Genomic DNA, 13,379 nt, shown 5'->3' with positions numbered 1-13,379 from the left:
ATGATTAGAGAATTATAGTCCAACATGACTACACTAATATTAAACCGCATAGAATATACACGATGAACATAAACATACTATTGGTTGAAGATAACCTCAAGTTAGTCAAGTATTTAAAAAAAATGCTTGCTTATGAAGGGTATGACGTTGCTACCGAGTCTCGAGGCGATAGTGCTACTTATCGCATCATAAGAGAACAGCCCGATTTAGTGATCCTTGACATCATGTTGCCCGGGATGAATGGCGAGCAGATTTGTGAAACGGTACGTGATGCATATCGCGGTAAAATATTGATGTTAACGGCTTTGAATACAGAGCAAAACGAGGTAACAAGCCTGAAACTAGGTGCAGATGACTATGTCACTAAACCGGTTAAAGAAGAGGTATTAAAAGCACGAATTGCTGCGCTTTTAAGAAGACCCAACTTAATTACAGAATCTAAAGAAATTCAATTTGATAATTTGGTGATTGACTTAATAAAAAAAAGTGTCAGTTATTGTGGAAAATCCATTGATTTAAGCCCAAGTGAGTATGAGTTACTCGCCCTGTTAGCAAAAAATGCTGATACTGTTTTAAGCAGAGATAACATTGATTATGCATTACGCGGTAGAGAATACGATGGTGTAGACCGAAGTATTGACCTAAAGATATCACGGTTAAGAAAGATACTAGGTGATGACATAGACAATCCTTATCGAATTAAAACGATTTACGGAAAAGGATATTTATTTTTATCAGGTTCATGGAAAAAATAAATGATAAAATTATACCTAAAAACAATTTCCGCTTCACTATTAATTTTATTTCTTGTTCTTTTGGGTTTTTATCTTTTCTTTACTCATTCCATACGAATAATGTCTCAAAAAACTCAGGACATTTTAGGGACAGGTAATTTTTCAGTACTCGAGCACATCGTACTCCAGTCAAACACATGGAATAGATCTATTTCGAAGTCTAATGAGGAATTAAAAAAATTATTTCCGCAAAACATTGATGCCGTGCAAGTGATTGATATGAATTCCATTCCCTTTACAGATAAAGAAAAAGAACAATTACTTACAGGTAGTATTGTTTATAAAGATGCAAAGAATCGTATGTTTTTGACGTATAGTATTCATGATGTCTATGCCTACAAGCAAATTAACAAGAGTTCTTATGTTTTAAAAGTGCAGATGGGGGCATCGATCAATGATATGGTTAAAGGTGCGACCTATTTGATGCGAACTCTTATTTTAAATGCATTAAAGACTGTCCCGATGAATCAATGGGAGGAAACATTAGCTAAACTCCAGCTTCAGTATCAAATTCCTTTAACACTCACTTCAATAAACAATAAGAATATTTCTCCTGTAGCAAAAAACAATTTAATTGATAATGAGGTAGTTTATGATATCCCTACAGATGAGAAACCTATAACGACTGTTTACTTTAAAATTCCTGGCAGTGACCAAATAATCACTGTGGGGCCGTTACACTATCCCTATTTTTCACTTCGATTATCTGAGATTCAAATATATTTTGTGATAACAATAACCTTTTTAACTATTTTTGCCGTGGCAGTTCTCACGTGGTTATTTAGCAGGAACAGCGCAAAAATATACAGACTAACGCAAGAGTACAGCCAAGGCCATTTTAACTATGATGTGCAACTAAATCGCATTTCAACATTAAGAAGTGTGTATGAAAATGTGGTTGCTATGGGTAATAAAATAAATGTACTGATGCAGTCACAACAAAATATGGCACGATTTGTCGCCCACGAACTACGTACTCCTTTATACACCATACAATTGGCCCTTGATTCATTAAAAAAACTTAAAGCTCAGTCTGGTGAAGAGCAAGAACATATTGAAAGCATTGAAGAGGACATGCAGGAATTGAATCAGTTGATCCACACTTTTTTACTCTACTCCCAAAGTACGACACGCGAGCTTAAAATAAATGAAAAATTGCTTAATCTACGACTATGGCTTGAGAGTTTATTAAAAACGCATCAATCCTATGAAATAAACGTGTTATTTAATTACCAACAAAGTAATAATGAATTTCTATATTTTGATCCAAAACTCTTATATCACGCGGTAACTAATCTCATTAGTAATGCTTTGAAACATGCACATAAAGAGATACTCATCAGTTTGGAATATCAAAATGAGTCGGTAATTATTCGCATCGATGACGATGGTCCAGGTGTACCTGAATGCGATAGGGAAAAAATAGTCGAGCCTTTTACAACATTAAATGCAAGCGACACCAAAGGGAAACATATCGGTCTTGGTTTATCTATTACGAAATCCATATTGAGTTTGCATGGTGGTATGCTTGCAATAAATGAAGCAAAAACATTAAAAGGGGCGAGCTTTAGCCTTATTTTGCCAAGGATAACTTGATGCGACCTTGCTTGTCTTAAACAAGCAAGGTTCCATAATACCCCACCAAATTCGCGATGGTGATGGTATTTGCATAATTACTGCACGTACTGTCCTTAGTCATATTCCAGTTAAATATCCCAGCTAAACCGATGAATGGGGGATAATCAGGATCACAGTTTGTTTCCTGGACATCAATTCCATTGGCAATTTGCTTTTTAGGATATCCTATCGCAATAAGTGCATTAAAGAACTCTTTACCCCAGCTACCGTCAGCAAAATAAGTTTGAATGTTAATTAAATCAAAGCTCTTCGCATTTAATATATCGACCTGTGTTGCTTCAATTCCACCGGGCTCATCATTATTTCCAGCAGGAGTGATAGTGAGATAATAAGGTTTTCCATCTTGCATTGATGCATAATTTAATGCATTTCTTAAATTGGCAATCACACCATCGAAATTGGCCTGGGGAATCGAACCACTGGAGTCTCCTAAGCTTTCATCATCAATATCAAGGCCATCCAGATGATTGTTGCGAATAAACTGAATCACGCTGGGTACGAAAATATTGGCATGATTCACGTAGTCATTATTAATAAAGGTCCAATCATTTTTCCCCCATCCCAATGAAATTAATATTTTTATATTCGGATTGCCTGCACGTGCTAATTGTACCAATAAAGCCAAACGCGCAGGTTCATTAGGCTGGCCTTGTTCGTAGGTAAAAACTGCACCGTTTTGCCATGCAGTAGTGTGAGCAAAAGCTACAAAAATAGCGCTAACCCGATTAAAAGGAGGGATAGGAACTTGATTTGGCGGCAACCATTGTCCTGCACCAAAATTATAAATTGGGTAATAGGTACCAGCATAAGGAAGAGGAAATTGACTGCTTGGAAGTTTTTTTGTTGCGGTCACTTTAATGCGATTATTTAATACGGGTACAGAGCACACCGCCCCGTTATAGGAGCAGACTCGCGGCATTAATGTGATTTCAGCATTTTTGCTGATTCCCTGTAAAGAGACTATAAAGGAACAGGTAGCTCCTGCAGGTAAAACGGTACAAGTATTGCTGCTTAAAGAGACTTTCAGAGTATTTGCTGTTGCTCTGTAGTTAGGGTCGATTGTAATATTACTTAATGTCTTTGTCGTAGTATTTTTAGCCATGTAAGTGATATAAGTAGACCCAGTTTCAGAAATAACAATGGGACTTGAGCTGCTTGGTGTAATTTCTACTATAGATGCAGCCTGAGCCGAAGTCAGGGTCAATATCCACCATAAGCAGTGCGTTTTGAACAACGTATGTTTTTTCATCTGCATTCATCCTTGTTAACCAATAGAAATTGCCAGAGTAAATAGAATCCCTTGTGTATAAAGATTTTTAACTCTCAATCGATCATGGGAAGTTTGTGCTGGCAAGTTTCCTAAAGCACCTTTGTCCAAATTAAAATATTGATAACCAACAGACGCATGATATTGCACATGATGCTGCTTATCATCCCACAGCAAATATTCAAGACCCGTGCCTAACTCATAGGAAAAAGTCTGTTTTGTATGATTGTTAAAACGGGCTAAAGCAGGAGCAGCACTTAATGAAAAGTCGCTCGGCTCCTCATGATACGCGTAAAAACGGTTCCAACCTCGGCCAATACCGGCTAAAGCATAAGGTTTCCAAGTATATTTTGAGTAAATTACTTTGGACTCAAACATCAGCGATGCGCTTTTTGCATGAAAATTATAATTCAAGGTATCAAAAAGACCCTCGTTGATAAACGGGAATTCCGTTCCCTTTACTTGGCCCAGCTGGTAAAAATACCCCGAAACGCCCAAAGATAATTGATAAAATGAAAACCATGGCTTTTCAAAGGTATGACTTGCTCCTATGCCCCAAAAACCTTGCCAGTTTGTTTTGGTATTGGTTTGGTAGGCACTTGTAATAATCTCATTAATTTCCACCAGACCTTCGTTTTTAAGGGTCGAAAAATTCGGACCTCCCGAAACAAAAAAACTGATTTGATTGGCATTTGTAGAATAAGAGAATAGAAAAAAAATACATAAAGGAACAAGTTTACTCTGTTTAACTTCCATATCTATTTAGACCTTTAATTTGTCAACATTTTCTAAAACAATATTATCTGAAAAGTCCGCAGATGCTCAATAAATGATTCGAAGACATTGAAAAGGGCTTTAAATCCCTTATCACTAGCCCCCCCACGACTTGTTCGCGGGACAGGGCCTCAATGTATAGAGGTCAAATCTTTTAATAGGTCACGATCCCTCAGGTCATTTTGAGCCAGCAACATAAAAAGTAGATCCTATAGGCTATCGGCAGGCAAAATAACCTGCCACAAAGGGATGTAAAATTCTATTATGGACTGGCCTTGTATATTCCAATAGCCAATAATAACCAGCCAACAATAAAACATAAGCCTCCAACTGGGGTAACGACGCCAATTGCTTTTACGTTTATCAGACTTAATAAATATAAGCTCCCTGAAAAAAGAAAAATGCCAGTAAAAAATAGCCATCCTGCAACTCGTATGATTCGTGCATTAAAGTGACAAAGAATCACCCCAAGAAACAATAAGGCCAAGCTATGGATAAAATGATAAAAAACACCCGTTTGAAAAATATGCATTTGGTACACACTTAATTGTGTATTCAAACTATGAGCTGCAAAAGCACCTAAAATTGTGGCAACCATGGTTGATAAAGCACCAATTGCTATAAAGCGCTTGAGGATTACTGTTTCAGAAGGAGACCGTATCATTTTCACTTTCCAAATATTAAAAGTTAACACATTGACAGAATAACCCTTTTCCTTAAAGTGAGAAATTATTGCCGTTTTATCCTATTGAGTAATGTTTTTCATAAGTTAAGTTCGCTTATTTTATCTCTGATATATCAATATTCCATTTTAGAGTAATCTGTATAACCTTTTTCGGCTCCTCCGTAGAAGGTTGTTGGATCGGGAGTAGCTAGAGGAAAATCTTTTGTAAAACGCTCAGGTAAATCAGGATTGGCAATAAACTTACTGCCAAAAGAAATTGCATCGGCTCGCCCTTCATTAATTGCTGCTTCGGCTGTTTGCAGAGTATAGCCCCCATTAAGTACCAGGAGCCCTGAAAATAATTTTCTGATTTTCGGCGCTAATGGTTCTATCCCGTCAGGAAGTTCTACGGGCTCAACGAGGTGTAACATCCCCAAACTCAGCTTTTCCAACTGCTCAACAAGGTAAAGGTAAGTCCCTTCTGGATTAGAATCACTCATGCCATTGAATGGGTTATTAGGGGATATTCGGACAGAGACTCGATCTGCTCCCCATATGTCAATCACTGCCTGGGTTAACTCAATTATAAAGCGTGCTCGATTCACCAGGTTTCCGCCATATTTATCCATCCTTTTATTAGAGCCATCTTCCAGAAACTGCGCTGGTAAATACCCATTAGCGCCGTGAATCTCCACCCCATCAAAGCCCGCATCTCTGGCCAGTTGTGCTGATTTTTTAAAATCATCAATAATTTCTTTAATTTCTGCTAGTTCCAAAGCCCTTGGGGTCACAACATCCTTAGGTCCAGAAAGAGTATAGGATTGACCTGAAAAACCGATAGCCGAAGGCGCGACTGGCAGCGATCCACCATGAAAGTCAGGGTGAGAAACCCTGCCTACATGCCACAATTGTAAATAAACTTTACCTCCTTGCGCATGAACTTTATGTGTAACTTTTTTCCAGCCTTCAACCTGTTCCTGATTATGGATTCCCGGAGTATATATATACCCAACACCCTGCGGACTAACTTGAGTTGCTTCTGTAAAAATAAGTCCTGCTGATGCTCTTTGAGCATAATAGTCAGCGATTAAGGCAGTAGGTATTTGCTGCATGGCACGTGAACGAGTCATAGGAGCCATAAAAACCCGATTTTTAAATGCCAGCTTTCCTTTGGTGAGTGATTCTGTAAGCATTAAATTATTCATAATAGATTACCTTTCATATCTGGATTGCAAATTTTAAGACTATGTACCAAACTATACTTTGCCGACCAACTATTTATAAATATAGTTGGTCGGCAAAGTATTTGTCAAGCATCAATCTTATAGGAGTCTCAATTGGTTAATATGGAAGGGAAGGCTGAAAAAGAAACAATTTACTGCAAAAAGGAAGATGTTTTACATTTTCCTAATGCAGTTAATGGTAATGAGCTCAGTTATCTAATTTTCCTGCTTGCCAGAACACATAGGGGGATGGCAAGCGAACTTTTACGACCCCTTAATCTTTATCCTGGGCAAGAACTTTTGCTTATGCAATTATGGGATCGAGATGGCCAAAGCCAGATAGAGCTTATTTGCCGACTAGGCTTGGATGCATCTACTGTCACTAAAATGGTACAAAGATTGGAAGCTCAAGGGCATATCACCCGAACACCATCCAGTACAGACAAAAGAGTAATGCAGGTCAATCTCACTTCTACAGGGAAAAAATTAAGAGCAGAAGTTGAAAAAATGTGGACATCTCTAAATTCTGCTGTTACCCAAATCCTTGATGAAAAGGAGCATGAACAAATAAGCGCTCTTTTAAAAAAAATTGTGTTGGGCATGCAAAAAGGGGGTAAATAAACAAAGGGAGGTTATAGTCATTTGAGCGGATGTGCATCACCTTTTTTGAATGATTAGACTTTTATACATAAGTCCCGCCACTGCGAAGAAGTCGCTTAAGCAGGACGTAGAAATAAGGGATTCAGGCAGTCAAAAGTTGAGGATCCCTCATGTCATTTTTGAGCCAACAATTTGAACAACAAGTTGCTCAAATTAATGGCTTCCGGTTTAAGCTCAATTAAGGTTTGTAAGAGAGTACTTTTTCAGCCTCTGCTTGTAATCTTTCTCCATGTCTTATTTGTGCTACTTCATTGGTAACTGCCATACCAGTTACAACGCTTTGAATCCTGTCCACTACAGCGAATAGTCCATAGATGCCTGTAGTATTGTTATAAGCAGTATTCCCATTTTTAATTTCCATTTCACCCATCAGCTTTTTAGAGAGAGCTTTTTGTTGTGGTGTATTTTGCATGGTGTTTCTCCAGTTAGTTAGACCTGCAGAATATCTCTGAATTATTACGGAATTCTTAAGAGAATTACGCAAACCAAACCATTTAGATTTAGAATCGATTTTCTAGAACTAACTCCATGTAATTTAAGGTGATTTAATCTATGAACAGAGTTTTTTATCATGTTTCTGACAATAAGAATTTGTTTCTTTGTGTTAACAAACTTTAGAACACTAAAGTTTGTGCGGCTGCAAGGATGCAACATGGTCCAGTATTGTTATTGGACTTTAGAGGGTAAAAATTATTTCACCTGCAACCCAATTAGTGGACTTATGGAAATGAATGAGTTTGCTTCATGGAACAATCCCAAGCCCTTAATACCAGCAATAATCAGATAAATAGCGACAATGTAATTTAGTAATCGCGGTAAAAGCAGGATTAAAATTCATGATGGCAAAGCATATTAGGTTCTTCATAGAGTAGTAAACTATACTTTACTAATTCATTTAAAAAAATACTTTTAGATTTAACATCGAGAATTTTAAACACAATTTAGTTCTTTAATTCCCGTGCACAATTTAGAATGTGAAGGAGATTCATGTGAAAACTGCGCTAATTACCGGAGCAAATAGGGGTCTTGGTTTGGAGTTTGCACGCCAACTTAAAGATAAGGGATATTATGTTATAGGATGTTGCCGTACCCCATCAAAAGCAAATAAACTTAATGAGTTGGCTGATGAAGTAATTCAATTAGATGTGACAAGCGACAAAGATATAGCATCATTAAAGCAAGCCCTGAATAACAAACCAATTGATTTGCTGGTAAATAATGCGGGTACTGGTGGTGAGAAAGGCGTAACAATAGGGAATGTTAACAGAGAAAACTTTCTTGAAGTCTTGAATGTAAATTGTATCAGTGTGGTGAAATTGAGCGATGCCTTACTAACCAACATCCAGGCAAGTCAGGAGAAAAATATTATCGTTATTAGCTCACGAATGGGTAGTATTTCTGATAATGATACAGGTAAATCGTATGCTTACCGCACCAGTAAAGCAGCTCTTCATTGCGCCATGCGTAGCTTCGCCATAGATGTGCAAGATAAAGGAATTCATGTCATGCTCATTCATCCAGGTTGGGTAAAAACATCGATGGGCGGAGCAGGTGCTTTAATTGATGTACAAACCAGTGTCGCAGGAATTCTAAAACAAGCAGAGAAAAAAATAACTAATAGTCATGCAGAAAAACTTCATCGTTATGATGGTGGTGCGATAGCCTGGTAATATCGACTTAATTTGTGGAAGCTAACCCTTAGAACAAGAATTAAGGACTTCCTTTTAAATATGATGTGGGGCTAAGTTCCTTGTCCTGTGCATAGAGCTATTTCCTTCTAATTGATTTGAATTATCATATACCTTATTATCTCTCATCGAAATCAAATCCAGAGTAAGAAATAAATGAAAAATGTAACAAAATGTTTCGCTATAACTCTAATCACTCTGATTCCCACACTGTCTTTTGCAACTCTAAGACCATTTACTAACAGAGATTGTGCTGCTTTAGCAATGCCTAAAACAGTATTATTAGTTCATGCATCATGGTGCTCACACTGCAAGGCTTTTTTACCAGTTTACCAACAAGTTTCTGATAAAGAAAAATACAGAGATTGGATTTTCTATCAAATGGTAAATGATAAATTTGAAAATGTTTGTGGTACTGCTATTAGAGGTGTTCCTGTCACATTTAAAAACAATATGAAAAACAATTTCATGGGGAACAGGACGCAATCGGCACTGGAAGAGTTTTTAGATTCGAATGCCTAGAGTTTCTCCAAAGCAAATAGGTTGGACACCAACAATTTAAAGTTACCCAACCTACGGTTGCTCGTTAGAAGCGACCCGCAATGTAGAATTTAGTCGTATAATCCCTAGCTCACCAGTGCTTTTCCTGCCTATAGTTAGATCAACCTTAAGTAATTGTATTGCACTACTATTTTGAAATTGATAGTTTATTTTTAAAGGAAGAGTGAGTGTCCATTTGTTATCTCGAGACTCAATGAGTTGAGGTACACCGTCTATTTGGCTTGTTGCACTGAGTTTTTGGGTCTTAAACGCTTGAATATTGCCTGATTTTTCAATGGCATTTATAAATTCATCCCATCCTTGTTTCGTATAGCAAGATTGCAGTTTTTGCAATTGTTCATCTATGGATTTAGAGTCAAAATTAAAAGATTGTGTTGCAGCATGCTCAGCCCAAGCTAAAATAATGGCTTGACTGACATTTTTAATTTCAACAGGAGTTTTATAATCACAATCGATAAGGGCTGCTTTTTTTGGTTGTTCCACTGTGGATTGTTGCGTATTTTGTAACACAGATGGTGTCACTGGAGACTGGCTAGGCGTCACTGTATCGGGGTTAACGGGCTCCTTGAGGTTAGCAATAATTCGCATAATTCCAAACTCGCCTGTAGGTTTACGCCCCATAGTTAAATTAACATTTAGAAATTGGGTTACGTTGACTTGTTTGTTCTGATAGACAACTTGTAAGGGTAACTCGATATTCCATTGATTGCTTCCAGTTCTAAGCAGTTTTATTTGACCATTTACCCTACTGTTCATACTAAAATTTTGTGATCTAATTGCCTCAATGTTACCTGATTTATCTAAAGCATTCTTAAAATTCGCCCAGCCTTTTGCAGTATAACAAGACTCCAATTGCTGTAACTGAGACTCTATAGATACAGGATTGAAATCAAAAGACTGTGTTGCGGCATATTCTGCCCACTTTATCACCAAGCCTTCATTAATCGTTTTCATCTCGCCAGGAATTTTGTAATTGCAATTAATGGTCTCAGGTCTCTCTTCAGAAGATCTGTTAAAAGTAATTTTCGGAATTTGCGATGGTTTCGAAAGTTCAATATTTTGAACAAATTGTATTTTATTATTTTGTTGCTCATTGAGTGTGTTTAGGGTATCAAGCACTTTTATTTTATCGAATTTTGGTAATGCAGCATAAAAATTAACTGTTTCCTTGTCTTTAAAATAGGAGAATAACTTGGGCAATTTAATAGCATAAAAATCTGATTTAATAGCAAGGAACTTATTTCTAGTCCATTCAAACGAATTGGCCATTAAAGGGTTTTGAATTTCATTTTTAAAGTAAGAAGTTAACTTTGCCATTAGTGTTTTTATAGCTTTCTCATAACCTAGGGCTTTTTGTTCTTCAGCAAGGTGTTGGAGCTGGCTTGTAATATCATATTCTAATTTTAGACACAATTCAGGATGACTTAGAATTCTATCTGTCTCTGAAAGCGATCTTCCTGTCGCGATGAATAAAGAAGTCAGAAACGAAGTTGCCATTTTTTTCAGGTTCTCCGCGCTGCTTATTTGATGAGTCACGCTTAAGGAGACAGCTCCCAGAGCTTCTTTTATTGCGGCAGCTTTTTGAGATAACGCCGCACGACGTGGTGTTGCGACTATTTGAACTATTCCGAGTTTAAATGCGTTCCTCCAACTGATAATCAAGTAAACATTGAGAAAGTGTGTTATTTCTTCTTTATCGTTTTTATAAAAAACTTTAATGGGCACATTCATTTTCCATTGAGTTTCCTGAGCATCGATAAGTTGAACTTTTCCATCCAACATGCTGCTCACCATAAGTTTTTGGGTTTTTATTGAGTTTATATTCCCTGAATCTGTTAATGCATTAATGTAGCTAGTCCAACCATTTTTTGTATAGCATTTTTTTAAATTATTCAACTGAGCATCAAAGGACAACAAGTCAAATTTAAAAGAATGAAGTACAGCATATTCTGCCCAGCTTACAATTAAGGCATTATCGACTTTTTGAGTGTCAGGAGAAATTCTGTAATCACAATTAATTTCGATTGATTGATTTTTTGTTGTCGTGTTTGACTTTTGATAAGTTGTCTCTGCCTGCATTACCCCCTTATTGGATTTAACATGCGTAGATATTTTTTCAGAAATAGCATCCGTGGTTTGTCCAGCATATGCGAGAATACAGATTAAATTAAATAATGCTCCGCAAACTATATTTTTTTTCATGGGATAACATTCCTTATTAATAACTAACAATTCTTTGCTAACGTCCTGTATTTTAATTTAACTCTGCTTATTCAGTGTATGAAATACTGCGGAAATTTCAACACTGAATTGAGTAGCTTCTAAAAGCAACCAATTGAGTTTGGGAGTAGTAGAAAGGAAGCTACATTGGTATTGATGGTAAGGGGCACCAAGTTTCAAGTAGTATAGTTGAAAAATACTTTTTTAACTCTGAAAATATTTACCATAGGGAATACCTAAGATGCTTAACCTCCCCTATTCGGGATAACCAAAATTATTATCTGACAAGTGATAGCTTCTACCCAAGACCCGTGAACTAATTTACCCCAACTCAAACGCGTTCTTTGAGTTCGTCTTCCCTGAGGTTCAGTCAAGATTTAACATAACGGTTTATTACTGATAAAGTGATTAAATAAGTCAAATAACCTTGCCGGTTGATCTATAGGGGCAAGGTGTCCTGCATTTCGAATCTTAACTTGGGTTAAGCCGCCTGACGTTTTAGCATAACCAGCCACTTTGCCATCCGTACGCCATACGCAGGAAGCCGTATGAGCAAATTTATGTTTGAATGGCCATTTAAGTGCAGATAACCATAATTCAGTGCTCATAAAATTTGAGTCCTTTCCATCTTCCAGACCATTATAAATCAATACCCGAATATCTGCTGCAAGGATTTTAGGATATAAATCGGCAACAGAATCCTGTTCACCAATTTCAAGCTGTTCTGCCACTTGTTTACTAAAATTGTTAAACTTTTGAATACGTTTATCTATATGTAAAGCGTGACGAACCTCAGATTTATTTAAATAATTAATCATGAGGGCATCATCAGGTTCCGCACCTTTAGCAATATTAGCCATATTAAGTCCGCCACTTTCTTTCACAATTAATTCCTGCATTTTATTACAAACCTGATTTGCCTTGCGACTTGATGGTTTTGTCTTGTCTATTTCTTTAGTACATAAAGAGTATAGTTTTAATACTTGGTCTCGAACTTGACGATCAATAAGGCCATGTGAATAAGCGAAATCAGCATTAGCACGTTGTTGCAGACGAGGATTAACCCAGGCATCACCAATTAACAGTCCCTTTAAATTAATTTTGGGAGTCGTCCCGGTTTCAGAAATAATTCGAATCGCCAATTGAGGCAAATATTTTCCTGCATAAGATTCGCCAGCCAAATAAAATGGTTTCGATTCCAGCTCGGGATGCTGCTGAAAAAAAGTCTTAAGTGCGACATATAATTGATCCATTGCCTCTGATTCATTTGAGAAAATATTATGTTTCCCATAAGAAAAACCAACTCCTGCTGGTTGATCTATCACTAAATAATTGGCTTTTTGGCTCCAGGAATAATGACGTTCTAACAAAGTCCCATCTTTATTAATTACATAAGGCCCATTTTCCATAAAAAAACCATACATTGACGCTGCTCCAGGACCACCATTTAGCCATAACACCAGAGGAGCATCAGCATAATGCTCTCGATTTTCAACATACCAATAGAATAAATTACCTTGTGCAGCATTACATTTTTGCTTTGAACACAGAGAAGTCGAGAGAGGAAGATAGCCTGCATACTCTACATTCTTAAGCGTACCAAAGCCTGGTAAGGATGCAATTCTATCTTGTGAACTGTCAGGAAGATTAGGTGAAGAAGCGAAGGTCACTAAAGTAGTCCCTAAGAATAAAAACCAAAAAACAATATGCATAGCACTTCCTTTTTTGAATGATTAGGCCTCTCAAATGGTAACCATAGGAGTATTTGCGGCTGATAATGGTGCTCATAAAAACATAATGCCTTGAGTCAAGTTCTTGATGAAGCTTCTCTCTATTATATAGCCTCACCATACACCTGTCCTCACATAGTTTATGGGCGTTGAATTCGGT

At 37.1% G+C, this 13,379-nt stretch carries 13 protein-coding genes; 5 read left to right on the top strand and 8 right to left on the bottom strand.

Annotation, left to right across the window (positions count from 1 at the left end):
- Positions 1-62 precede the first annotated feature (62 nt).
- Complete coding sequence (locus Lpar_RS17900; protein WP_058519116.1) at positions 63-755, top strand: response regulator; 693 nt, start codon at positions 63-65, stop codon at positions 753-755.
- Positions 756-2,390, top strand: coding sequence for an ATP-binding protein (locus Lpar_RS17895; RefSeq protein ID WP_058519115.1), 1,635 nt, complete (start codon positions 756-758; stop codon positions 2,388-2,390).
- Positions 2,391-2,406: 16 nt separating this feature from the next.
- Here Lpar_RS17895 and Lpar_RS17890 read toward each other — a convergent pair whose 3' ends face one another.
- The 4 genes from Lpar_RS17890 to Lpar_RS17875 all read right to left on the bottom strand — a co-directional run bounded on the left by Lpar_RS17890 (position 2,407) and on the right by Lpar_RS17875 (position 6,342).
- On the bottom strand, positions 2,407-3,681 hold the full coding sequence (locus Lpar_RS17890) for a glycoside hydrolase family 18 protein (RefSeq protein WP_058519114.1): 1,275 nt from the start codon (positions 3,679-3,681) through the stop codon (positions 2,407-2,409).
- 15 nt (positions 3,682-3,696) lie between these two features.
- A complete protein-coding gene (locus Lpar_RS17885) occupies positions 3,697-4,455 on the bottom strand; it encodes an outer membrane beta-barrel protein (RefSeq protein ID WP_058519113.1) in 759 nt (252 codons plus the stop codon).
- 280 nt (positions 4,456-4,735) lie between these two features.
- Positions 4,736-5,137, bottom strand: a complete 402-nt coding sequence (locus tag Lpar_RS17880) for a DUF423 domain-containing protein (RefSeq protein ID WP_058519112.1) — start codon at positions 5,135-5,137, stop codon at positions 4,736-4,738.
- A gap of 134 nt (positions 5,138-5,271) precedes the next feature.
- Positions 5,272-6,342: an alkene reductase gene (locus Lpar_RS17875; RefSeq protein WP_058519111.1), complete on the bottom strand. Its 1,071-nt coding sequence runs from the start codon at positions 6,340-6,342 to the stop codon at positions 5,272-5,274.
- Positions 6,343-6,483: 141 nt separating this feature from the next.
- Here Lpar_RS17875 and Lpar_RS17870 point away from each other — a divergent pair, with 141 nt between their 5' ends.
- Complete coding sequence (locus Lpar_RS17870) at positions 6,484-6,981, top strand: MarR family winged helix-turn-helix transcriptional regulator (RefSeq protein WP_058519110.1); 498 nt, start codon at positions 6,484-6,486, stop codon at positions 6,979-6,981.
- A gap of 217 nt (positions 6,982-7,198) precedes the next feature.
- Here Lpar_RS17870 and Lpar_RS17865 read toward each other — a convergent pair whose 3' ends face one another.
- Positions 7,199-7,432 carry a hypothetical protein gene (locus tag Lpar_RS17865; RefSeq protein ID WP_058519109.1) on the bottom strand — a complete coding sequence of 78 codons (234 nt, stop codon included), beginning with the start codon at positions 7,430-7,432 and terminating at the stop codon, positions 7,199-7,201.
- A 278-nt stretch (positions 7,433-7,710) separates the two neighbouring features.
- Positions 7,711-7,845, bottom strand: coding sequence for a DUF3096 domain-containing protein (locus tag Lpar_RS18670; RefSeq protein WP_272947107.1), 135 nt, complete (start codon positions 7,843-7,845; stop codon positions 7,711-7,713).
- Positions 7,846-8,009: 164 nt separating this feature from the next.
- On the opposite strand from Lpar_RS18670, the gene Lpar_RS17860 reads away from it, so the two are divergent.
- Both Lpar_RS17860 and Lpar_RS17855 read left to right on the top strand, forming a co-directional pair.
- The gene (locus Lpar_RS17860) at positions 8,010-8,690 is read left to right on the top strand and encodes an SDR family oxidoreductase (protein WP_058519108.1); all 681 of its coding nucleotides are present in this window, start codon (positions 8,010-8,012) and stop codon (positions 8,688-8,690) included.
- Between the two features lie 174 nt (positions 8,691-8,864).
- Positions 8,865-9,230, top strand: coding sequence for a thioredoxin domain-containing protein (locus tag Lpar_RS17855; RefSeq protein WP_058519107.1), 366 nt, complete (start codon positions 8,865-8,867; stop codon positions 9,228-9,230).
- A gap of 51 nt (positions 9,231-9,281) precedes the next feature.
- On the opposite strand, the gene Lpar_RS17850 is transcribed toward Lpar_RS17855, so the two are convergent.
- Both Lpar_RS17850 and Lpar_RS17845 read right to left on the bottom strand, forming a co-directional pair.
- Positions 9,282-11,471 (bottom strand): DotI/IcmL family type IV secretion protein, encoded by a 2,190-nt coding sequence (locus tag Lpar_RS17850; protein WP_058519106.1) that lies wholly within the window; start codon positions 11,469-11,471, stop codon positions 9,282-9,284.
- A gap of 395 nt (positions 11,472-11,866) precedes the next feature.
- Positions 11,867-13,201 (bottom strand): S10 family peptidase, encoded by a 1,335-nt coding sequence (locus tag Lpar_RS17845; protein ID WP_082650416.1) that lies wholly within the window; start codon positions 13,199-13,201, stop codon positions 11,867-11,869.
- Positions 13,202-13,379 lie beyond the last annotated feature (178 nt).

The organism is Legionella parisiensis (assembly GCF_001467945.1).
Classification (GTDB): Bacteria; Pseudomonadota; Gammaproteobacteria; order Legionellales; family Legionellaceae; genus Legionella; species Legionella parisiensis.
This window is presented reverse-complemented; position numbering and strand designations above follow the sequence as displayed.

Bases quoted from the DNA above. Each gene is read 5' to 3' on its own strand.
- Lpar_RS17880 (WP_058519112.1), bottom strand. From the start codon at position 5,137: ATGATACGGTCTCCTTCTGAAACAGTAATCCTCAAGCGCTTTATAGCA.
- Lpar_RS17895 (WP_058519115.1), top strand. From the start codon at position 756: ATGATAAAATTATACCTAAAAACAATTTCCGCTTCACTATTAATTTTA.
- Lpar_RS17850 (WP_058519106.1), bottom strand. From the start codon at position 11,471: ATGAAAAAAAATATAGTTTGCGGAGCATTATTTAATTTAATCTGTATT.
- Lpar_RS17900 (WP_058519116.1), top strand. From the start codon at position 63: ATGAACATAAACATACTATTGGTTGAAGATAACCTCAAGTTAGTCAAG.
- Lpar_RS17870 (WP_058519110.1), top strand. From the start codon at position 6,484: ATGGAAGGGAAGGCTGAAAAAGAAACAATTTACTGCAAAAAGGAAGAT.
- Lpar_RS17845 (WP_082650416.1), bottom strand. From the start codon at position 13,201: ATGCATATTGTTTTTTGGTTTTTATTCTTAGGGACTACTTTAGTGACC.
- Lpar_RS17875 (WP_058519111.1), bottom strand. From the start codon at position 6,342: ATGAATAATTTAATGCTTACAGAATCACTCACCAAAGGAAAGCTGGCA.
- Lpar_RS17865 (WP_058519109.1), bottom strand. From the start codon at position 7,432: ATGCAAAATACACCACAACAAAAAGCTCTCTCTAAAAAGCTGATGGGT.
- Lpar_RS17855 (WP_058519107.1), top strand. From the start codon at position 8,865: ATGAAAAATGTAACAAAATGTTTCGCTATAACTCTAATCACTCTGATT.
- Lpar_RS17885 (WP_058519113.1), bottom strand. From the start codon at position 4,455: ATGGAAGTTAAACAGAGTAAACTTGTTCCTTTATGTATTTTTTTTCTA.
- Lpar_RS17890 (WP_058519114.1), bottom strand. From the start codon at position 3,681: ATGAAAAAACATACGTTGTTCAAAACGCACTGCTTATGGTGGATATTG.